The sequence below is a fragment of the Methylophilus sp. TWE2 genome (assembly GCF_001183865.1).
In the GTDB taxonomy this organism is placed as follows: Bacteria; Pseudomonadota; Gammaproteobacteria; order Burkholderiales; family Methylophilaceae; genus Methylophilus.
The window spans coordinates 307,571-329,891 of the sequence record NZ_CP012020.1; the positions used below are offsets into that span (position 1 = coordinate 307,571).

20 protein-coding genes are annotated in these 22,321 nt (G+C 51.1%); 8 read left to right on the plus strand and 12 right to left on the minus strand.

All coding sequences use genetic code 11. From position 1 onward, the window contains the following. Positions 1 to 101: 101 nt before the first annotated feature. Entirely contained in the window at positions 102 to 629 is a 528-nt protein-coding gene (locus tag ACJ67_RS01405; protein ID WP_156171622.1) for a hypothetical protein, read from the plus strand. Positions 630 to 679: 50 nt separating this feature from the next. Here the strand turns inward: ACJ67_RS01405 and ACJ67_RS01410 are convergent, their stop codons facing one another. The 4 genes from ACJ67_RS01410 to ACJ67_RS01425 all read right to left on the minus strand — a co-directional run bounded on the left by ACJ67_RS01410 (position 680) and on the right by ACJ67_RS01425 (position 4,673). After that, on the minus strand, positions 680 to 2,005 hold the full coding sequence (locus ACJ67_RS01410) for a sodium:proton antiporter (protein ID WP_049637575.1): 1,326 nt from the start codon (positions 2,003 to 2,005) through the stop codon (positions 680 to 682). A 219-nt stretch (positions 2,006 to 2,224) separates the two neighbouring features. After that, positions 2,225 to 3,079 (minus strand): hypothetical protein, encoded by an 855-nt coding sequence (locus ACJ67_RS01415; protein ID WP_049637576.1) that lies wholly within the window; start codon positions 3,077 to 3,079, stop codon positions 2,225 to 2,227. Positions 3,080 to 3,097: 18 nt separating this feature from the next. Then, a complete protein-coding gene (locus ACJ67_RS01420; protein WP_049637577.1) occupies positions 3,098 to 3,334 on the minus strand; it encodes a DUF2789 domain-containing protein in 237 nt (78 codons plus the stop codon). Between the two features lie 22 nt (positions 3,335 to 3,356). Continuing rightward, entirely contained in the window at positions 3,357 to 4,673 is a 1,317-nt protein-coding gene (locus ACJ67_RS01425; protein WP_049637578.1) for a chloride channel protein, read from the minus strand. A gap of 296 nt (positions 4,674 to 4,969) precedes the next feature. Here ACJ67_RS01425 and ACJ67_RS01430 point away from each other — a divergent pair, with 296 nt between their 5' ends. From ACJ67_RS01430 to ACJ67_RS01440, 3 genes are all read left to right on the plus strand, one after another. Then, on the plus strand, positions 4,970 to 5,239 hold the full coding sequence (locus ACJ67_RS01430; RefSeq protein WP_049637579.1) for a hypothetical protein: 270 nt from the start codon (positions 4,970 to 4,972) through the stop codon (positions 5,237 to 5,239). Positions 5,240 to 5,309: 70 nt separating this feature from the next. Further along, positions 5,310 to 6,956 (plus strand): DUF692 family multinuclear iron-containing protein, encoded by a 1,647-nt coding sequence (locus ACJ67_RS01435; RefSeq protein ID WP_049637580.1) that lies wholly within the window; start codon positions 5,310 to 5,312, stop codon positions 6,954 to 6,956. A gap of 27 nt (positions 6,957 to 6,983) precedes the next feature. Then, a complete protein-coding gene (locus ACJ67_RS01440; RefSeq protein WP_197080640.1) occupies positions 6,984 to 7,436 on the plus strand; it encodes a DoxX family protein in 453 nt (150 codons plus the stop codon). 164 nt (positions 7,437 to 7,600) lie between these two features. Here ACJ67_RS01440 and ACJ67_RS01445 read toward each other — a convergent pair whose 3' ends face one another. After that, a complete protein-coding gene (locus ACJ67_RS01445) occupies positions 7,601 to 8,500 on the minus strand; it encodes an SDR family oxidoreductase (protein ID WP_049637581.1) in 900 nt (299 codons plus the stop codon). A 268-nt stretch (positions 8,501 to 8,768) separates the two neighbouring features. Here ACJ67_RS01445 and ACJ67_RS01450 point away from each other — a divergent pair, with 268 nt between their 5' ends. Continuing rightward, entirely contained in the window at positions 8,769 to 11,333 is a 2,565-nt protein-coding gene (locus tag ACJ67_RS01450) for an EAL domain-containing protein (RefSeq protein ID WP_053092873.1), read from the plus strand. An 83-nt stretch (positions 11,334 to 11,416) separates the two neighbouring features. Here the strand turns inward: ACJ67_RS01450 and ACJ67_RS01455 are convergent, their stop codons facing one another. Further along, positions 11,417 to 12,280, minus strand: a complete 864-nt coding sequence (locus ACJ67_RS01455) for a bestrophin family protein (protein ID WP_049637582.1) — start codon at positions 12,278 to 12,280, stop codon at positions 11,417 to 11,419. A gap of 195 nt (positions 12,281 to 12,475) precedes the next feature. After that, positions 12,476 to 14,872 carry a catalase gene (locus ACJ67_RS01460; protein ID WP_049637583.1) on the minus strand — a complete coding sequence of 799 codons (2,397 nt, stop codon included), beginning with the start codon at positions 14,870 to 14,872 and terminating at the stop codon, positions 12,476 to 12,478. Positions 14,873 to 15,083: 211 nt separating this feature from the next. Here ACJ67_RS01460 and ACJ67_RS01465 point away from each other — a divergent pair, with 211 nt between their 5' ends. After that, positions 15,084 to 16,067, plus strand: coding sequence for a DUF72 domain-containing protein (locus ACJ67_RS01465; RefSeq protein WP_049637584.1), 984 nt, complete (start codon positions 15,084 to 15,086; stop codon positions 16,065 to 16,067). 44 nt (positions 16,068 to 16,111) lie between these two features. On the opposite strand, the gene ACJ67_RS01470 is transcribed toward ACJ67_RS01465, so the two are convergent. The 4 genes from ACJ67_RS01470 to ACJ67_RS01485 form a co-directional block, all read right to left on the minus strand. Next, on the minus strand, positions 16,112 to 17,848 hold the full coding sequence (locus ACJ67_RS01470) for a bifunctional diguanylate cyclase/phosphodiesterase (RefSeq protein WP_049637585.1): 1,737 nt from the start codon (positions 17,846 to 17,848) through the stop codon (positions 16,112 to 16,114). Between the two features lie 3 nt (positions 17,849 to 17,851). Further along, positions 17,852 to 18,295: a response regulator gene (locus ACJ67_RS01475; protein ID WP_049637586.1), complete on the minus strand. Its 444-nt coding sequence runs from the start codon at positions 18,293 to 18,295 to the stop codon at positions 17,852 to 17,854. Further along, positions 18,267 to 19,778, minus strand: a complete 1,512-nt coding sequence (locus ACJ67_RS01480; RefSeq protein ID WP_049637587.1) for a PAS domain S-box protein — start codon at positions 19,776 to 19,778, stop codon at positions 18,267 to 18,269. The genes ACJ67_RS01475 and ACJ67_RS01480 overlap by 29 nt, the downstream gene beginning before the upstream one ends. Positions 19,779 to 19,987: 209 nt before the next feature. Continuing rightward, positions 19,988 to 20,167: a hypothetical protein gene (locus tag ACJ67_RS01485; RefSeq protein ID WP_049637588.1), complete on the minus strand. Its 180-nt coding sequence runs from the start codon at positions 20,165 to 20,167 to the stop codon at positions 19,988 to 19,990. A gap of 224 nt (positions 20,168 to 20,391) precedes the next feature. Between ACJ67_RS01485 and ACJ67_RS01490 the strand changes: the two genes are divergently transcribed. Beyond that, a complete protein-coding gene (locus ACJ67_RS01490; RefSeq protein ID WP_156171623.1) occupies positions 20,392 to 20,631 on the plus strand; it encodes a hypothetical protein in 240 nt (79 codons plus the stop codon). A gap of 36 nt (positions 20,632 to 20,667) precedes the next feature. Beyond that, positions 20,668 to 21,192: a YgjP-like metallopeptidase domain-containing protein gene (locus ACJ67_RS01495; RefSeq protein ID WP_049637590.1), complete on the plus strand. Its 525-nt coding sequence runs from the start codon at positions 20,668 to 20,670 to the stop codon at positions 21,190 to 21,192. 15 nt (positions 21,193 to 21,207) lie between these two features. Here the strand turns inward: ACJ67_RS01495 and ACJ67_RS01500 are convergent, their stop codons facing one another. Next, positions 21,208 to 22,167 (minus strand): class I SAM-dependent methyltransferase, encoded by a 960-nt coding sequence (locus ACJ67_RS01500; RefSeq protein WP_049637591.1) that lies wholly within the window; start codon positions 22,165 to 22,167, stop codon positions 21,208 to 21,210. Between the last annotated feature and the right edge of the window lie 154 nt (positions 22,168 to 22,321).

Below are 22,321 nucleotides of genomic sequence, written 5' to 3' on the forward strand. Positions count from 1 at the left end.
GACGCAGTTTTAACAGCTCTTCGGAGCTTAACCCCAGATTTTGCATTTCAAGTCCTAATGGAAAATCTGGGTTAAACCAAACATAACAATGAGGATAGTACATGTCTAAAATAATAAAACGAGTAGGGGTAGTGGTGGCACTGGCGGTATTGAGTGGTTGTGCAGCCGCACCTGCAAACAAGCAGGCGATGGTGGTGAGTCCGGTGAGTACGGTGAGTGCCGAGCAAAAGGGTAAGTTTGTGGTCAATACGGTGACTGGCGGCAAAGCGACGAATCCGTTTTGGACTTCACAAGTGAGTAATGAAAGTTTTGAAGCAGCATTAAAAGAGTCATTGGCTTTGTCAGGCTTATCTGTGGCTACAGGCAGTGCTGGCAAATACAAAGTGGATGCCGAACTGGTGTCATTAAAGCAGCCATTGTTTGGCTTGACCTTTGATGTTGTTTCTACGGTAAATTACAAAGTGGCCGGTGAAGGCGTGGAAAAAGTGTTTCCTATCGTCGCGACCGGGACAGCCACCACCTCAGATGCTTTTGTGGCGATTACGCGATTGAAAATTGCGAATGAAAAGTCTATACAGGAGAACATCAAGGCTTTTATTCAGCAACTTTCATCGAGTGGGCTCAAATAGTGGTTAAAAACCAAGGCGGGGATTGTGAATAAACAGCCTGTCTCAAATGCTCAAAAGCCGCAATTTGCGGCTTTTTTATGGCTTCGCTTGCCATTGAATAAGCCATTAAGTAGCGGCTTGACGCTGATACCATGCACCACGATGGAGAGCGCAATGACAATAAAGGTGAGTTGAATCAGTTCTCTGGCGATGGGCTCGGGCAAGCCATGCTGGATGGCATACATGAGGTAGTAAATGGAGCCTATGCCACGCACGCCAAACCATGCCAGGCTTGCTTGGATGGGCCAGCGCGTTTTGCTGAACATCAATCCGCATAACACGCTCAACGGGCGTGCTACCACAAAGATAAACAGGGCGAGGCTGAGGGTGCGCCAGTTCCAGAAATCAGCCACCAGCATGCCTCCTACCAGCAATACCAGCATGAGTTCCGAGAGTCTTTCCAGATGCTCTTTGAATACCAGGGCTTCTGCGCTGACAATCGAAGGCACCACAGTGTCGGCGTCTTCCACCACGGGTTCTGCTACTCCGGCTCCAAGTTGTTCCGGCTTGATCCCGGCGGCTTTTGCGAGATTGAGCTCGGTATGCCTAAGCGCCACGGCGGCAAAGAATACGGCTAAAAATCCCCAGCCATGTAATAACAGGCTAAAGCCATACACAATAGCGATTAATCCCAGACCGACTAAGTCATCCAGCACGTCTTGCCTGGGTTGCTGGCCTCTCAGTTTCCACACCATTTTACCGACGGCAATCCCACCGGCGATGCCGATGAGGATGGCGATCGCCGTGGCCCAGATGATCTCTTTAATCAGCCATTGACCACCGGCGGTGCCCAAGTCGTGCAGGCCCAGCAAGCCGAGGCCGAGCATGATAAAGGGAAACGCAGTGCCATCATTCATCCCGGCTTCGCAGGTGAGCGTGAACCTGAGTTGATCTTTGTCTCCCGGGTAGCGGGACTGTGCATCCGTGGCCAGCACAGGGTCGGTGGGTGCCAGCAAGGCTCCGAGCAGTACGCCTGCGCCTAATGGCAACTGGAGTATAAACACTGCAAATACGGTAATCAGTGCAATGGTGACCATCATGGAGAGAAAGGCCAGCCTGAGCGGTAATTGCCACTGTTTCACTTTAAACGGGACGGGCATTTTAACCCCGGCTGAAAACAGCGAGATGAGGACTGCGATCTCGGTCAGTTTTTCCAGGAGGGGTGCTTGTTTGATAGGGTCAAAATAAAAGAAATTTAAAACAGATGGTCCGAGCAGGAAGCCAATCACGAGATAAACAATGGCCGGGGTAAAAGGCAGCTTCTGCAAGCAGGTTTGGCCTAACCCCCTGGTTAACATTAATAGTCCGATGAGTAAAAACCATAGGGAAGCAGTCATCTAAATTGATAGCCATTGAATGAATGTCACTGGTATACGCGCTTGAAAAGGTTGATGGATGGCATCATGACTTCCTTCTGACTTCCTGTAGCGGTAGATTACTGTGGCGGGCAAGTGGTGTTTATCAGGAAGACACTGAAAACCATGTCAGAATCAGCGCACCAGACAACGGTGTTTAGCTAGCAGAGCATCCGTTTTTTGTCGCCGCTGCAGGTCTGATCAAGCCAACCCCATCCATTGCGCGGCGCCTCGAGCAGAGGCTTGTACCGCTTGTTGGTAGGTGGCCGTCGCTGGCAAATGGTCAGCCAGCTGGTGGAGTGAGAGATAGCCGGGGTCTAAACGGATATCTTTTTCGCGGAAAATGCTGTGCTCGAGGGCGTAGGTTTCTGCCAGTGCTCTGAGGGATTCAGCCAGGGGTTTGGCAGGGTCGCTGGGCGTAAAATCCCCAAGTAGCCAGAGGTGTACATCTTCTTCTTGGCTGTAGCCAGCTTTCGGGTCCGCCAGGCGATAGGCATGGTCTATCCTGGCCTGGTTTTCAACTTCTTTCGGGTCACCATAGGCGACTTCGTAGTATTTTACTTTGGCGGTGAGTAGCGAGGTCGGGCCATCAATCGGCACCTGGCCGACCGCATGATAGCCAGCAATGGCGCGCAAGCTTTTTAAATGATGCTCCTTGCCAACAAAGTGGATGGTTTCGCCACGGGCTTGCAACGCTTTGATGCCTGCTGCCATATCTTTGGTGGCCGCGTAAATGAAGGCGGCGCCATACGCTGCCGTTTTTTGGGCAAGACTGTAGTTGATCATGGCCGTGCCATTGCGATATAACTCCATCGCGCTGGCGGCCGCTGCCTCAGCTTGTGCATCCAGCACCACTGAAACAGCCATTTTGGTGCCGTTTTCATTGCCAGTGGCCAAGGCTGCGAGCCAGTTTTGCAATTGCTCCGCAGGCCATTCAGGGTATTGCTCGCTGGCCATGGCAAACACTTGCGGTAGCAACCGGGTTTGTTCGGCCAGGCTCAGGTCTTGCAGCCGCAACGTGTTGTAGCCAGGCGGCAGGTTGAAATCTTCTCTCATTAAAATGCCATGCCCTGTTTACTTCTTGTGCAGCCTCGTATTCAACTGGTCTATCACTTCCGCCCAGTCTGCGTCTTTCAAAATCTCTTCACGCAGGAATGCGGCTTGGGCCGGTGTCCAGTAAGGAGCTTCAGCGAGTGAAACATAGCCAGCCAGATGGCTATGTGTTTGTATAAATGCGTCGATCTCTGCATCGCTATTCGGCAAACCGAGTTGTGCAAACAGGTTGTTGAGGGTGTGTAGTGAAGCTTCCATGATGCGGTCTCCTTAGGGATGGTCATTGTTTTGGCGTATGACTGCCTGGGCCAAACTGGCCAGCCAGTACCGAGTAGAGCGGGCGGCTGAAGATTCTGGAGGTGACAGTGGCAATGAGTGAAACGGCCATCAGGCTGATGACCATTTCGTGGCCGTCTATCATTTCCATGACAATAATAAAGGAGGTAATGGGCGCCTGGGTGACGCCTGCCAGAAAACCTGCCATGCATAAGGCACTGAATGCAATGGCGATCTCGTGGTAGTGAAAGATGGTCGACAGGTCGTAACCGATGCCAGCGCCTATCGACAGTGCCGGGGCAAAGATGCCGCCGGGGATGCCGCTGAGATAAGTGAAAATGGTGGAGAGGTATTTGACGATAGGGTAATACCAGGTTTCATTGAGGGTGCCATCTAGCATGGCTTTGGTCATTGAGTAGCCCGAGCCGTTAGCGGCACCGTGGCTGACAATCCTCAGGCCTGCCACGAGTAGTGCGCAAAAGCCTGTCCAGTAAAGGGGGTGGCGGGTACGGAATGCCGTGATTCTGCCAGGCAGGTTTTCAGAGAATTCGATCAGCGTCCGGCTGAAGATGCCGCCAGACATGCCGCAAACCAGCCCGCAGATGAGCACGGGCAACAGGATCTCGGTGTGGATGGCGCCGACATTCAGGCTGCCGAAATAGGTGTAATTGCCTTGTAATGAAATGGAAACCAGGCCGGACAAGACAATGGCGGTGATCATGACGCCATTGGTTTTTTGTTCAAACTTGCGGCTCAGTTCCTCAATCGCAAATACAATCCCTGCCAGGGGGGTGTTAAATGCCGCCGAAATACCTGCTGCGCCGCCCGCCAGAATCAAGTGTCTGGGATACACATGAAAGTGCGCCGGGAAATATCTGCGGAAACCATGCATGATGCTTGCGCCTACCTGCACCGAGGGACCCTCCCTGCCTGCAGAGAATCCGGCGGCCAGCCCCAGCGTGACAAACAGCATTTTGGTGACGGCGATTTTAATCGACACCAAATGGCTAATGGACTGGTGTTCTTCGTATTTGAGGGCGGCAATGGTTTGCGGGATGCCGCTACCGGCGGCACCGGCAAGCCAGGTGCGGGTCACCCAGACAATCAAGATGCCCACCATGGGCATGATCAGGATAGGTAACCACCAGACCGCGGATTGCATGCCATAAAACCAGGCAATCGCCTGCTCTGTGGCACGCGCAAATAATACAATCATCAGCCCGGTAATGGCCGCTGCGGACCAGATGATCAACCTGCCCAGCCAGGCATGTAGGTCAGTCATCTTGATGGATAAGGCGATTCTCCTGAGCTTTTTCAGCATGCTTGGATTGCTTTCATTGATTCATGTTGGGTGAGCGGCAGCATCCATCCGCTAATCACTATCAGTCCATAGTCTAACTGAAGCATGGACCAATCCTAAATAAAGTGACCATCCCTGTTGCAGATGTTTCAATTTTTTCTACCTGTTCACAGATCTCCGGTGTTGTGGAAAAGCCGTTTATAAAAATTTTCAACCTATTTGAAAAATACATGTAAGTAATTTCTTTCTCGTCAGACTAAAGGTGGCAGTCCTCATGGGCTGGTTCATTTTTTTGATTGTTACTTTTAGGAGATGTGATGAAAACGACTAACAAATTAGCTGCTGCAGCACTTTTGGGCCTGTTTACCGCCAGTGTGATGACTGCCACCCCGGCATTCGCAGGCGAAGAGAGCAAGTCTGGCTGTCATGGCAAAGACGATGCCAAGATGGAAAAAGCCAATTGCAAAACGGCAGATGGTAAAGAGAAGCATGCGTGTAAAGGTAAAAACGCCTGTAAAGGCCAGGGTGGCGATGGCAAGAATGCTTGTAAAGGCCATGGTTCCTGCGCCACGGATGGTAGCAAGTAATCTAGAAACTATCTCAACCAGATTCAAAAAGGCAGGGCAGTCACCCTGCTTTTTTGAAAGGAATTTTTAAATGGGCTTAGATTTAGATCATCCATCACTCGGTTTCGGACTCGGGCTCAGGCCTCAGCACTATCCCTATATTTTCGAGCATCAACCCAGCGTGGACTGGTTTGAAATTATTTCTGAAAATTTTATGGATACTGACGGCAAGCCCAAACGCAATCTAGCGCGTATCAAGGAACAGTACCCGGTCGTCATGCACGGAGTGTCCCTGTCGATAGGGAGTATGGATCCGCTGAATTCTGAATATTTGACCAAGCTGAAAGCGCTGATGGACTGGGTGAATCCGGCCTGGATTTCCGACCACCTGTGCTGGACTGGCGTGGCGCATAAAAATACGCATGATTTGTTGCCGCTGCCTTATACCGAAGAATCGCTCAAGCATATTGTCCACCGTATCCAGCAGGTGCAGGACCGGCTGGGGCGCAGAATTGCGCTGGAAAATCCTTCGACGTATCTTGAGTTCAAGCATTCCAAGATGCCGGAAGCCGAGTTTATTGCAGCCATGGCTAATGAAGCTGACTGCCATTTGCTGCTGGATGTGAATAATGTCTATGTGACCTGTTTTAACCACCGGCTGGACCCGCAAGCCTACCTGGATGCACTGCCTCTGGACAGGGTAATACAGATGCATCTCTCAGGTCACAGTAATAAAGGTAATCATATTGTGGATACCCACGATGACCATGTGATTGATGAGGTGTGGAACCTCTACAAGTATGTGGTGCATAGGGCCGGGCGTGTGCCGAATACCATGATTGAGTGGGATGACCGTATCCCAGAATTTCCGGTGTTATCTGCAGAACTGGATAAAGCCAGGGAAGCCGCCAGGCATGCCGCCGCATTTGCCTTGCCGCAGATTGCGCATGATGAAAGCGTCGTTCCGGTTGAAGAAAGCGTGCCGCTCTTAACGGCACAAACTCATATGCAGCAGGCGGTGACGTTGGGTGACCGGTTTGATAGTGTGCCTGAGCAGTGGATACGGGCAAAAAATGCCTTTGCGCCGCACGAGCAACTCTCGGTGTATATCAATGCTTACCGCTACCGTTTATACGACGTGGTGGCAGATGACTATCCGGTATTGCAGCATTACCTGACCGACAAAAAATTCTCGGACCTGATGTGGGCATTTGTGGGCGAGGTATTGCCGGACCACTTTAATATTGGCCGCTTTGCACTCAAGCTCCCGGCCTTTATTCAACAGGCTTTACCTGACGATGCCTTTGCGCATGCCTTGTGCCAGTTGGAAACCGCGGTGGCGCAAATGACGGACCCTACCGAAACCCAGCCACTGGATGAAGTGGATATTCAGGGGCTGACAGCCGAGACATTGTTAGACCTGATACTGTATCCACGCCAGGCGCTGGCCTTGATGCAGTTTGATCAACAAGTGAATGCTTATTACCAGGCCGTGATGGATGGCGAGGTTGCGGTGCCAGTGGGTGAAGCCCTTTACCTGGCCGTGTTCAGGCACGAGGATGTGGTCTGGCGCATGGAGCTGGAGGCGCAGGAGTTTGGCTTGCTCAGCAAATTATTTAGTGGCTCAAGCATAGGCGAGACCTTGGTTGATGTGCAGGAAGAGGCGCAATACAAGATCACTGAATATTTTTCAAAATGGATGCGTAACGGCTTGCTCGCATCGCATCAATACGCGTAAACATACACACTGAAAGGGGAAATACCAATGAACGCATTACTGAACCTGTTGATCTGGTGGCCTAAACGCATCGCCGCGCATTTTGAATGGGCTGGCCCGCTGGTCGCGCGTATCGTGGTTGGCTATACATTTATGCTGACTGGTTGGGCCAAGCTCAATAACTTACCAGCCATCATAGAAAACTTCAAAAGCTGGGGTATTCCATTCCCAGAATTGCTGACACCGTTTGTCGCCGGCTGGGAATTTCTTGGCGGGCTTGGCTTGATACTCGGGTTGATGACGAGAGTGCTGGGCGGAGGATTGGCCGTGGTCATGATCGTCGCCATTATTTCCGCCAAGCTGGCGGATATTGATTCGCTGGAAACCTTGCTGGGGTTTGAAGAAGCGACTTACTTTGCCGTATTCACCTGGCTGGCGATTTGTGGGGCGGGCAAGGCCTCGCTGGATTATTTTCTAGAGCGCAAACAGTCTGATAAGTAAACTAAAACGGTGGCTCCCGCAGGAGCCACCGCTGTGCTGATGACCATTTGTGAGATTTAGCCCCAGGTGGGCTTAAACGCTTGGTATCAACGATTCCAGAATACTGCCAATCTCATGCCGGATTCATCGGTCATTTTCTGGTTGGCTTGTCAGAATATCCAAGCCTAATGCGTGACGATGCCACCGCTACCGTGAATATGGCCGTCACCACTGGGCGCATATAAAGTCCCATCGGGGTCTCTGGGCGCTTCTGCGTACTGTTGCCGGTTAGCCTGTTTGGCCGACATTTTCTCCGCCAGTGTCGGCATCAGGTTTTGCAGGGTGGTATTGACCTTGGACATCATGCCCACCTTGATGTGATGGGTAATGCTGGTGGCGGCCTCCAGAATCGCATTGGTCACATCGGCAGGATCAATCTGCGGGGTAGGCAGTTTGGGTTCCTTGTTCATGTAGTTTTTGGCATGCTGTGGATAAGGCGTATTCACCGCCGTGGGCTGGATTAGAGTGATTGAAATCGGTGCGTGGTCCAGTTCTTGCACTTCTACGCGCAAGGCATCGGTAAAGCCTTTCACCGCATGCTTGGTGGCAGAATACATGCCCTGTAATGGCAGTACCGCTTCAGATACTTCACTACCCAAATTAATCAACGTGCCTTCACTTTTAATCAAATGTGGCAACGCAACCAGAGAGCCATACACCACGCCCCAAAAGTTGATGTCGAATAGTCGGCGATGGTCTTCGTCACTCACTTCATCCAATCGGCCATAGATAGAGACGCCTGCATTATTAACCCAGGTATCTATGCTACCAAATCGCTCAATAGCGATCTGCGCAACTCTTTCCAACTCCTCACGTTGGCTCACGTCTGCCACGACATACATGGCTTCACCGCCATTCTCAATAATCAAATCGACCACATTCATTAATATGTCTTCACTGCGGGCAACCAATACCAGCCTTGCACCTTGCTCTGCCGCAGCATAGGCCGTTGCCAACCCGATGCCACTGGAGGCGCCAGTGATCACAATCACTTGTTCGCTGATGGGCGTCATAAGTTTACTCATGATTTCTTCTCCTTCACTGATAACAGAAACGGCGTTTTAAACCGTTAAAGTAACGTGTAGGAAGCAAAGAAATCATCCGGCTAAGACTGATTAAAGCGTCGGAATTTCACATGAGCGTAAATAAGAGTATTGTGACTTATAAATGCAGCTTCTTCTGCCGTTATATACAACTAACCGCTGACAAACGAGGTCTATTAGACAAAGGGTGATTTTCAACAGTGCGTTCTGGTGCAGCTAATCAAATAAACATTGTTGCGGAGGAAATGTGATGCCAGTTGCAAAAGGAGAGAATTTTCCGGATTTTGAGTTGTTTTCACGTTTCTCGCTTGATAAGGTTCAAGATTGGATTACCTGGCTAAATGCGGCGGGTGATCTCGTTTATGTCAATGAGGCGGCGTACAGGGCCTTGGGCTATAGCAAAGAAGAGTTCTATGGGTTGAATATTTTTCAGATTGATGAAAGTTATTCACCTGCATCATGGGCCGCGCATTTTGCCAGTTTAAAAACATTAGGCGCTAAAACGTTTGAAACGCAACATCGAAAAAAAGATGGCAGTGTATTGCCCGTGGAAATCAATTCAAATTATATTGAATACAACGGCCATGAATATAACTGTGCCATCGTCAGGCCCATCATAGAGCGCAAGCGTGCAGAAACACGGGAGCACATCAAAAATCATGTGCTGGATCTGGTTGCCCGCAATGCACCTTTAAAAAGTATTCTCGGCTACCTTGTACAAGGGGTGGAAGAAGAAAATCCGGAGCGGTTATGCTCGATTCTGCTACTGGATAAAACCAACCAGGTGCTTAAAAACTATGTGGCGCCCAGTTTGCCCAAGGGTTATTGCGAGGCCATAGAAAACCTGGAGGTGGGACCCAGTGTGGGTTCATGCGGTACGGCTGCGTTTAGAGGTAAGCCAGTCATTGTGGAGAACATCCAGACAGATCCCTTGTGGGAGGGTTACCATGCGCTGGCTGCCCAGTATGGGTTGGCGTCGTGCTGGTCTATGCCGATTATTGTTGACCATCATGAAGTGATCGGCACCTTCGGGATTTATCACAAAACACCCAAAGTGCCTACGCAAGCCGATCTTGAGCAAATGGAATATCTTTCCAACCTGGCCAGGATTGCGATCGAGAGGCATCGCGCTGCGGAAGAACTACGGTTATCGGACTCCATTTTCAAGAACACCAGTGAAGCCATGCTAGTGTTGGATATTGATGGTTTGATCATCGCGACTAACCCGGCGTTTAGCAGAATCTCCGGCTACACTGCTGAAGAGGTCATTGGGCATCACCCGATGGCGTTTGGCTCACCGCGGCATGACCAGGATTTTTATAGCGCGATACGCAATGATCTTGAAGAAAATGGATCCTGGCGAGGTGAAATATACGGCGTTAAAAAAAACGGTGAAGAATATATCAACTGGGTGACAGTGAACACCACCAATGATGAAAAAGGGCAGCCATTCAGACGCGTGGTGTTGTTTTCTGACATTACCGAAAAGAAAAAACACGAAGAAAGTATCTGGTACGAAGCGAATTACGATGCCTTGACGCATTTGCCGAATCGCCGCTTGTTCCAGGAGCGCCTGCAACAAGAAGTGTTTCGAGCCAACCGCGTGGGCGCTAAAGTGGTCTTGTTATACTTGGACCTGGATGGTTTCAAGGAGGTGAATGATGCCTTGGGGCATCAAGGCGGAGACCAGTTGCTCATTGAGGTGGCAAGGCGGCTCATGCATGTGGTCAGGATTACCGACTGCATTTCGCGCCTGGGCGGTGATGAATTTACCGTGACCCTGGTAGATGTCCAGGATTCACAAGCCGCGACCAAGGTGGCAACCTCTATCCTGGAGCTATTACAAGCCCCGATCATGATTGATACGCATGCCACTTACATCTCCGCCAGTATTGGGATTACGGTGTACCCTGACGATGCGGAAAGTGCATCCAGCCTGATAAAGAATGCCGACCAGGCGATGTATGAAGCCAAAAAGCGTGGTCGTAACCAGTATTCTTTTTATACGCAGGAAATGCAGTATTTGGCGCAACGGCGCACTGAGCAAAAGCGGGAACTCAGGCATGCATTGGCCAATCATGAGTTTGAAATTTATTACCAGCCGGTGGTAGAGCCCAAGTCTGGGATGGTGACGAAGGCAGAGGCATTACTGCGGTGGCGGCATGGCACCATGGGGATTGTCAGTCCGGCAGAATTCATCCCCTTGGCTGAGGATGCAGGCCTGATCCATGAAATCGGTAGCTGGGTATTTATACAATGCCTGGAACAGGCACTTCAGTGGCGTAGCCAGTTTCATCCCGACTTTCAAATCAGTGTCAATGTCTCCCCGGTCCAGTTTAAAAATACGGCTTACTTTGATCACTGGTTCAATTTGCTTGCGTCAACGGCCACCAGTAAACATTGCCTATGCGTCGAAATTACAGAAGGCGTGTTGTTAGATGCTTCGGACAAGACGTCAGCGCAATTATTACGTTTCCGGGAAGCCGGAGTGGAGGTGGCCATCGATGATTTTGGCACCGGGTATTCTTCACTGGCTTACATCAAGCGCATCAATGTGGACTATCTCAAAATCGATCGTACTTTTATCACACATCTCGCCAGCGAATCTGCCGATTACCCCCTGGTTGAGGCGATCATCATGATGGCCCACAAACTGGGACTCAAGGTCATTGCAGAGGGGGTGGAAACAGAGACACAACTTGCATTACTCACCCAGATCGGTTGCGATTATATCCAGGGCTACTGGTACTCCAGACCTTTGTCAGCCGACGCATTCGAGGACTGGCTGACGACGCGGGTACAGCATCGCGCGTAAGTCGCTTATTGTGGCGTCAGGCCGCTACATCCTTGTGTCAGATAGTTGTGTTTGGTGACGATTTTATAAGGCTGACTGCTGTTTTAAAGCAACTCCTCCACATGTTTTTTAATGTTGGCAGCCATTTTGGGTGTGGGTAAATCGTTGGTGTCGGTGCCAAACGGATCTTCAATTTCTTCGGCAATCAACTCCAGGCTGGCTAACACATAAAAAATAAACACCACTACAGGGATAACGTAATAACCCAGGTTAAACACAAAGCCAAACGGCAGGGTCATGACATAAAAGAAGATGAATTTCTTGATAAACGCGCTGTAGGAATACGGGATAGGCGTATTTTTGATCCGTTCGCAGACCCCGCATATATCAGTGAAGGCTTTGAGTTCTTCGTGGATGATAAAAAACTGATCCCCTGTGATGTGGCCTGCGGTATAGAGTTCATTGGCTTTCTGGAATATGCGTTGTGCGATCTGGTTGGGATGGTGTTCATGGTGGTCGATCTCCAAATCCAGGCCATCAAACAGCATTTTACTGACGTCCTCATTCATCAGATGTTTGGATAACACCGCCGCATAAGTCGGGATAATTTTCCTGAAAAAGTCACGGTCAGCTTGATTGGTCAGGTAGGCCGACAATTTAATCGCCAGGTTGCGGCTGTTGTTGACCAGTGCGCCCCAGGCTTTGCGGCCTTCCCACCAGCGGTCATAAGCAGTGTTGGTGCGGTATGCCAGTAATAATGACAAGACAAAACCGACAGTGGTATGGATTAACGAGAGGTTTTTCACATGGCTGCTATCGGCCAGTTTCCAGTATTCCAGCTCAAGATAGGCAATGCCACCTGCGTAGCAGCCGATCAGTATCATCATGGGCATCAGTTGCCGGAAGGTATCAGACTCGTGAAAGCGGAAAATGAAGGTGAGCCAGTCTTTGGGGTTATATTGAATCATGATTGCGGAAGCCGTTGAGAGACTGGCACGAGTGTATCACGGCGGCATGATCACGGTTGACTTTGCACACCCGGTCTCAAAGGATGGCTTGGTCTTTTTCCATGGGGCAGCATAGAAAAACCGCCAACGTTACATCGTTGGCGGGCTGCAATGACTTCTTACACATGCGCATGTTGCGAGCGCATGTATCGTCAGCTAAACCAATGGCGGATCTATTTCGCGAGCATGGTCGCGGGGCTTGGCCAGCGTCATGAGGAACATTTCAATCTCATCAGATAGCCTGTCTTCGGCAATGATCAGCCCGGGGTCAGGGTTGCCGTCTGGCAGCATGGCCTCGATACCGGCTTTTCGCAATAAATGGCTCGCACCCCTGGGGACGAGGATAGGCTTGCAATGACGGTATTGGTCACGCAGGAATTCCACAGTGCGGCCATCCAGCGCCAGATTGGCAATAGAGCGTTCGCCGTCCGCAATGACCATGGCATCAAACAATACGTTAGGCATGGTTTCCAGTGTCGCTTCTGCATCTAATGCACTCCCTTGGGCTGTTTCCACCTTGCCGAGTTTGATGCTTAACAGACGGGGGACACCGCCTTGCGACAGGATGGCGTCATAGATGGCATTGACGCTGATTGCGTCCACCCCATTGGCAGCGAGGATGGCCACTTTCCTGGTTTTGATTGAACCATCGCCCGGGTAATGCGTTTCTGACAGGGCGGGGGAGGCTAGCAACACCGGGAAAGGCTGGTCGCTGGCTAATGGCGCGGGTGCTGGCAGCGGGATACCCAGGCCATCCGCGACGGCTTGCGCCAGGGTGGCGTCGACATTGACCAGGAGTGACACCATGCGTTCTCGAATAGCGGGCGTTTGCACACGTGTCAGCTCAAACCGGTAAGCGTTAATAATATGTTGCTTTTCGGCCGCTGACTGACTGTTCCAGAACAGGGTGGCCTGAGAGTAATGGTCAGCAAACTTTTCCGGTTTACCGCGTACTTTATCTTCACTGATGTGTTCGGGAAAACTGGTAAAGCCATTCATGCCCGCCTGGAATGGACATCCACCGCCCAGCGAGTTGGGCTCATAGGACACTCTTCCGCGAGGGATGTTTTGCCTGTGCATGCCATCGCGCTGATTATTGTGGATTTCCTTCAGCGGCGCATTGATCGGGATTTCATGGAAGTTGGGGCCGCCCAACCGCGTTAATTGTGTATCGACATAGGAGTGGATACGGCCTTGCAATAGTGGGTCATTGCTAAAGTCTATGCCTGGAATAATATGCGCGGTGCAAAAGGCTACCTGCTCGGTTTCGGCAAAGAAATTATCCGGGTTGCGGTTGAGCACCATTTTGCCGACCGGGGTTAGCGGTACCAGTTCCACAGGGATGATTTTGGTCGGGTCCAATACGTCAAAATCGAATGAGTCGGCTTGTTCTTCAGTGAATATTTGCAGGCTCAGTTCCCATTCCGGGTAGGCGCCCGCTTCAATGGCTTCCCACAAATCGCGACGGTGGAAATCAGGATCGGCACCGCTGATTTTTACTGCCTCATCCCAAATCAACGAGTGTGTGCCGGCCATGGGGGTCCAGTGGAATTTACAGAACACCGACTCATTATCTGCATTCACCAACCTGAAGGTATGTACACCAAACCCTTGCATCATGCGGTAGCTACGCGGGATGGCGCGATCTGACATTTGCCACATCACCATATGTGTGGATTCTGGCATCAGCGAGATAAAATCCCAGAAAGTATCGTGAGCCGAAGAAGCTTGTGGAATCGCATTGTGCGGCTCTGGTTTGACCGCATGCACCAGATCAGGAAACTTCATGGCGTCCTGGATAAAAAATACCGGGATATTGTTGCCGACCAGGTCCCAGTTGCCTTCATCAGTATAAAATTTGACAGCAAACCCGCGCACATCGCGGGCAGTGTCGGTGGAGCCACGCTCGCCCGCCACCGTCGAAAAACGCACAAATACAGGTGTTTGTTTGCCTGCCTCACTGAACGGTGTCGCTTTGGTGACTGCGGTGAGTGGCTGGTAGTTTTCAAAATAGCCATGCGCGGCAGAGCCACGGGCATGCACCACGCGCTCGGGGATACGTTCATGGTCAAAATGGGTGAGTTTTTCACGCAGGATAAAATCTTCTAATGCCGTAGGGCCGCGCAGGCCTATTTTGAGTGAGTGCTGGTTGTCGCCGACGGTTACTCCCTGGTTGGTGGTTAATGCCTGCAAATTGGAATCGGAGCGCACGCGGTCCAGATCGCCCTTGAGCATATTTTCGCCCTCGGTGGCCCCTTCGCCGGTTTTTTCATTGGGATTGTCCTCGGTAATGGTACTGGCCCTCACCACAGCGTCATCGGCTTCACGAGCTATCCCTGTCATGGGACATCTGGCCTTTTTCCCGTATTCCGCCGCCTTGGTCTCGTTGTAGGGAAACGCTTGTGACAACACATCACCACCGACCACTTTGTCAATCAAGTCCGGAGGAACGGCCCCTTCCATGGATGACATCGGTGGCTCATGGGTAGAAGGCCCGGAGACAGTGGATAAAATGGAGCCGAGGCCTACTTGAGTCTTTGATGCTTTTGCCATGATTGTTTTTCCCGAAAATGAAAGTGCAAGAATGCAACGCAAAAATGAAGTAAAAGTACGAAACGATTATCGGGATATCACCATGGGGTGGATATAAGCGCTCTCCGATTTGATTGTAGGAGAATCACTGCTGAGTGCCCGCCAAATTCACTCATCTGCAAGCGAATATTCCGCGCCCTGAACTTCTGCCAGAGTCTATAAACAAACCGATATGGCTCATGCTCACATCCTGATTGGCATCTCTGGCTGGCGTTATGCGCCCTGGCGGAAAGTCTTTTACCCTGAAGGCTTGACGCAGAAACGCGAGCTCGCATTTGCCTCACGCGCCTTGCCGACCATAGAACTCAATGGTTCTTTTTATGCCCTGCAGCGCCCGAGCAGCTATCAACAATGGTACGCACAGACGCCAGCGGATTTTGTATTCAGCATCAAGGCGACGCGTTATATCACCCACATTTTGCGGTTGGAAAATATTGAAACAGCCATGGCAAACTTTTTTGCTTCCGGCCTTCTGGCGCTTAAGGAAAAGTTGGGCCCCATTCTCTGGCAGTTTCCGCCCAGCTTTCGTTTTGATGCAGACTTGTTTGAAGGTTTTCTCAAGCAATTACCACACGATACTCAGACTGCGGCCAACCTGGCAACACACCGTGATGCCACCATGCATGGCCGCGAATTTCTCAGAACGGATAAAAAACGACCGTTGCGCCACGCGGTTGAAATCCGCAACAAAAGCTTTGAAGACCCTGCATTTATTCAATTGCTACGAAAATATAAGGTGGCGCTAGTGATTGCGGATACGGCAGGCAAATGGCCGTATAAGGAAGATATCACCGCAGACTTTACTTACTTGCGTCTGCATGGGGATGCAGTGCTGTATAGCAGTGGCTACAGCGATCAGGCGCTGGATGGTTGGGCTGCACGCATCACGGCATGGAGCAAAGGCGGGCAACCGCAAGATCCACAGCTGATCTCGCATCAGGCGCCTGCTCTCCGTAAATCGCGCGATGTGTACTGCTATTTTGATAACGATATCAAGGTGAAAGCCCCTTTTGATGCACGCAAACTGTTAAGGCGGCTTCATCTGGAGACCGGCCTGGCAGAACTGGATTGGTCGCATGCCGATGCACCGGGAGAGATGAATCCGAGCAAAACGCGTGGCCTGAAAAAGCAGGCAACCGGACTGAAAAAACGGTAGTATGCACTGACACGCTTGGAATGAAGGTGTCGTTTGGCAACTCTTCAGGAAAGGCTCAGGCAATAGGATTGCGGGTCATGTCCGCTTACGAACCGCGCAAAGTCATCGGGGGGGAGCGGTTTGGAGAACAGGTATCCTTGCAACATATCGGCCCCTAATTCACGGCATAACCTGGCTTGCTCCAGGGTTTCTACCCCTTCAACAATCACTTCAAGATCCAGGCTTTTTGCCATGGCAATCAGCGCTTTCAGTATGCGGCTGTCGGCTTCGCTTGCAGGCACGTTTTGGACGAAGGATCGATCCACTTTTAAAATAGAGGCGGGCAACCATTTCAGATACGACATGGACGAGTAGCCGATGCCAAAATCATCCAGCGCGATCGTGATACCTAATGTTTTGAGTTGCTTCAGCAATAGCGAGGTCTTGTCAAAATCCGATACCAGGACGCTTTCCGTCACTTCTATGGTGAGGCAGCCACCGGGCAGGCCTGTGCTTTCGAGATCGCGTTGAATGTCATGGCACATTGTCTCTTGTTGTAACAGTTGCTCACTGGCATTGACCGCCAACACAAAATGCTCGTTAATCAAGCGGTCTTCGCGCCACTGGGCCACCTGCCTGCATGCCAATTCCCTGTTTTTGGTATCGATGGCAGCCATAAAGCCCAGCTCTTCCACCACATCGATAAACACAACAGGCGGTAACAGACCCCTGGTTGGATGGTTCCAGCGGATGAGCATTTCTGCACCGCATATCTCCAAGGTTTTGGCATGGATGACCGGCTGGTAATATTGCACCAGCTGGTTCTGTAAGCGTTGCGAGCGCAGTTCGGCTTCCATCATAATGCGGTGCAAAATCTGGTCTTGCAGCTCTTCGCTAAAAAAATGAAAGCCATTGCGACCCTGGCGCTTGACCTGATACATGGCGAGATCGGCATGTTTTTGCATGTTTTCGGCATTGAGCGCACAACGTGGATAGGTTGAAATGCCGATACTGCAGGTAATAAAGTGCTCGGCATTGTTGAGTGTAATCGGTTCGCGCACGCTTTCGAGTATACGTTGTGCCAGTGCGCCCACTGAGGTTTCGGTATCGAGGTCGTGTACGACAATGGCGAACTCATCGCCACCTAAGCGGCAGACCACATCGCCATCTCTCACCACTTGTAGCAAGCGTTGGGCGATCTGCTGCAATAATTGGTCGCCTGAGTCATGACCCAGGCTGTCGTTGATCAGTTTGAAGTTATCAATATCCAGATAGATCAGGCCCAATTGAGCGTTGAGCCGCTGTGCCCGTTGAATGGCGCTGTTCAAATGTTCTTCAAAGAAATAGCGGTTAGGCAAGCCGGTCATGGGGTCATTTTCGGCCAGGTATTTGAGGCGTTTGTGTGTGTCGATTAGCTTGCTGTTGAGCGCATGCCGTGCCTGGGCATGGAGCAGTGCCTTGGTCAAGTGACGTTCAGAGAGTTCTTTTTTCAATAAAAAATCCTGAGCACCGGCGAAGATACAGTTGCGCTCTATGATTTCGTTGTCCTCCATGCCGGTGAGGATAACGACCGCGGCCTGTTTCTCTGCGTGCTGGGTCAGTTGATTAAGCACATCCAGGCATTCCATATCCGGCAGGCGGTAATCGAGCAGCACAATGTCAAAGGTATCCTCATCAAATAGCTTCAGTGCTCTCACTGCCGTATTGGCTTGTACGATGTCTTTGACCAGGCTTGGATTTTTCAGGACCCTGATGACGGCCTGCCTGTCCAGTTCGTCATCATCAACGAGTAGCAATCGCATCCTTTACTCCTTTGTGATTGGTAGTTCGACCAGCCGCCAGTAATGCTCAATTAAACCAACTACCTCCAGAAAATCTCTGTCCATGTGCTGTTTGAACACATAACCAGCGACATGTTGACGGTAGGCCGCGACCAGATCTTCATCTGACTTGGACGTCGTCAATACAAACACGACGGCATGAGTCAGTAAGGGATCTGTGCGCAAACTCTCCAGAAACTCCAGGCCATTCATGCGCGGCATATTCAGGTCGAGCAGGATCATATAGGGGGAAGACACTTTGCCTGCGCGCAGCAGATCGAGTGCTTCACGCCCATCTCTGGCCCGTATCACCGTATTTAGCAGGCGTAATTTGCGCAATGCACGTTCCAGTGCAATGGCATCAATGTCATCATCATCCACAATGAATAAAGTGGCTTCCTTATAGTTTTGCTTCTGCAGGATTTGCACGGATCAGCCTTTCTCCAATATTGATTGGCCAGGTAAAACGGATGGTCGTCCCACGTATACCATCAGAAACAATACTAGTCGTACCGCCATAGGCTTCCACAATTTTCTTCACCAGCGCCAGCCCCATGCCACTACCCTCGACTTCATCGCGCGGACGCAGGGTCTGGAACATGAGGTACACCCGCTCCTGGTACTCGGGTGAAATGCCAGGGCCATCGTCAGTGACACTAAACTCATGATACGTTTTACTGGCGGCCCGCCAATCCAGACGAATACGGCCTTGAGGACGGTCATGGTGCTTGATCGCATTCGTAAACAGGTTGCGCAGGACCTGCTCCAGCGGCGTAGCAAGCGTGGTCAGGGTGGGTAGATCGGCGGCTACCTCAAGCGTGAAGCCTTCAGGCGGTGCTTGCATCTCGAAGATGTTCTGGGCCCATTTGCCAAGTGCTACCTGGCTCACGCTGCCTTCTAACCGCCCGGCGCGTGAATAGGCCAGCAAGTCATCCAGCAGGCGCTCCATACGGCGCAGACGCCCACGTAACAGGCTCATATGTTGGGGAATCGCGTCGGTTTGCCCGTTGTTCAGGTCCTCTTCTATCCAGTGTGAGATCTGGAAGATGCCGCGTAATGGAGATTTCAAGTCGTGGGAGGCCACATAGGCAAACGTGGCCAGTTCTTTATTGCTGCGTTCTAGTTCATCCCTGTGCTCAGCCAGTTTTTCGCTGGCTTTGACGCGTGCAGTAATGTCAGTGATGGCCGAGAGTACTTTGACGCCATCATCGGTTTCAATCGGGTTGAGGCCCACTTCCACCGGAAATTCGCTGCCATCCTTGCGACGGCCATAGAGGTCACGGCCAGTCCCCATCGCGCGCGGACTAAGGTCGGAGAAAAAAGAGGCTCGGTGAGCGGGATGCTGGTGGCGGAAGCGTTCTGGCAGCAAAATATCAATCAGTTGCCCTAACAGCTCGGCACGGGAGTAGCCGAAAATCCGTTCTGCCTGGGTATTCACCATCTCGATGATCCCCTTCTTATTGACCATCACCATGGCGTTCGGGGCGGCCTCTACCACTTGGCGAAAGCGCTCTTCCATGCGCTTGCGTGCGGAAATATCGGTAATGGCCGAGAGCACTTTGACGCCATCATCGGTTTCAATCGGGTTGAGGCCCACTTCCACCGGGAACTCGCTGCCATCCTTGCGGCGGCCATAGAGGTCACGGCCAGTCCCCATGGCGCGCGGACTGAGGTCGGAGAAAAAAGAGGCTCGGTGATGCGGGTGCTGGTGGCGGAAGCGTTCAGGAAGCAAGATGTCGATCAACTGGCCTAATAGCTCTGCACGCGAGTAACCAAAAATGAGTTCGGTTTGCGTGTTCACCATTTCAATGACGCCAGCCTTGTTCACCATCACCATCGCAGTAGGCGCAGCTTCTACCACCTGGCGAAAAGGCAGGTTGGCAGGTTCGATCTCCCCAGTTTCCTCACTCATGACGACAGCCCCCTTTTTTGTTCCCGCAAAAAATCTGTCTGGCGAATAGTTTGTTGCTATTTACTTGAAACCTGGATGTGGCATGGCATGCTGCATGTATTGCCAGCACTGCCATGGTGTCCTTTTTGAACGATAAGTCATCATAACAAACGGCCATCGGCTGGGCAATCTGCCATTAAATAGCCTTGTTTGATAGCAGATTTCTCTCGCTAGGGGATGCCGATGATCTTGAGGTATTCTTCAAGCGTGAGTGCCAGCGCCTGCAAGGATTCATTAACTTCATCCAGATGCTGGTTGTTATTCAAGTGCAGCTTTTCCAGCAATGCCTGGTGTTTTTCCAATGCCTGGCGATGAGCCTGCAAGGTTGCCATTTTCAGATCTTCGCTCATGACGACTCCTTTCTAACTTTACTATCAGTCTACCGGATAACGGAGGGTAGATGTCCGGTATCAGAACCATGATAGTGAGATTTAGGACATGCCATTAAGTTTACTCCTTGCCAGCCTTACCATGGTCTTAATCCGATGTCTGAATAAAGTGAATCTTTCCTATTGTCTGTCGCCAGCCCTTTGCCTAGGCTTGTAACAGATGATCCCCACTAGTGAGAAGATGCATGAAATACAGGATGGTTGTCACGGGACTGGTTTTGCTCATGAGCTTGCAGTCCGTTGCCGGACAAGTTGTAGATGAGCGTGCGCGTGAACAGCTTTCCGCTGATCAGGTGAATGCTTTGAGCCCGACAGAACAACACACCACGGAAGACCAGAAAGGCAGTCTGCCTGAGTCGCAGTCCACCTATCAGGAGCAGACCGGGCCCAATACCATGGATTTATCTTCTGATTTTTCGATGTAATGCAGTCATGCTGGCATAGCCATATACAATGGCTACATGTCAGCCATGCTCATCCAACAGTTTTTACCTCATTACCCAGCGCATTTGCGTGAACAGATCGCTTCCTTGCACGCAAAGGGGCAGCTCGGGCACTACCTGCAACAGCGCTATCCAGAGGAACATAGAGTACAGAGCGACAAGTCATTGTATGACTTTTGCATGGAGCTCAAAAACCGCTACCTGAAAAATGCGCCCATGCTGGACAAGGTGTATTTTGATAACCGGTTGACCATAGAAAAACAGACGCTAGGCTTGAATACAGCCATCTCGCGTGTGCAGGGTGGCAAACTCAAAGCCAAGAAAGAAATTCGTATTTCTGCATTTTTCAAGACAGCCCCGCTGGCGTTTTTGCAGATGATTGTGGTGCATGAGCTGGCACATCTCAAGGAGCGCGATCACGACAAGGCGTTTTACCAATTGTGTTTGCATATGGAGCCCAACTACATGCAATATGAATTTGATTGCCGGGTCTATCTGCTATGGCTGGCTACTGGTAAACTCACTGCTGAAAGTGTGCGCTAACTATTTTAGTTCTTTTCACGGTTTTTGTACTTGCAGCCAGACAGCAGCGATTCTCTCGGCCTCAAAATAGGCTTCGTTCATCAGTTCTTCACTAAAAATATCAGGATCGATTTCGATATAGCTGTAAGTGGCGCCCGCGCTTTTAATTTTTGGGCTGATGGCATGGATAAAAGGGTCCTCCCCAGCCAGCATGGCGACACCGGTATACAGCATTAACGTCCCCCTGGGGGCCAGTCGGGCCAGTGCGGTATCCACAATATCCAGCGAAAGTTGTGCCCCTAACGCTCCGTTGCCATGTCGGTAAGCGCGTTCCAGCGGGTCAACCAGGTAAGGCGGATTGGCAACGATGAGGTCAAAATGGCCGTCGATATCATTGAGCAGGTTGCTGTACTGGAAGCGGACATTATTGACCCCGTTGGCCTCGGCGTTGCTGGCTGCGATTGTCAGCGCGTTTTCGTTGATATCCACGCCCCACACTTCCGTTTCAGGCAGCATGCTGGCCAGTAAAATGGCGGCTGTGCCAGGCCCGGTGCCGATATCAACACAGCGTTGAATCGGCTTGTGCAGGCCTGGCAGTGCCTGATCTAACGCACGTATAAACCGGTAAGTGTCCGGCCCCAGAAAAACAGCATCACTGGCGTCGGTAGGGAAAGGCGAGTGTGCAAACAGGGTATTGTTGAGACTGGATACGCGTATGAGTGATTGCCACCCCTGGGCAAACGGCCGCACGATGCCAGCCGCCTGCATCAGCTCAAATAATTCGGCATCGGGTGTGCTGGCTGCAAACGGCCGATTCCAGCCAAAAATATCCTGCAAGGAACGCGACCAGCGATTCTCTGGCCGCTGATTAACCAGCCGATGCGTGGTCGGTGTGACGGTCACAAAATGATAATCGCGGGCTTGTAATGCCTGCAGCACTTTCACCAAGGGCGCATTTATTTGTGGCAGGACTGCTGTCTTTACAGTGTTTTTCATGGAAACAAGCTCTTGAAGAAAGGTGGCTTTTAGCTTAGCAGAACCTCGGTTTTTCTCTTATAAGCGTATTCCTACAATGCGCTCATGGATTGTCTGATAGGGATTTTGATCACATCTGCGTAACGTATCTGCTTTCTACTTGCAATGACACCTG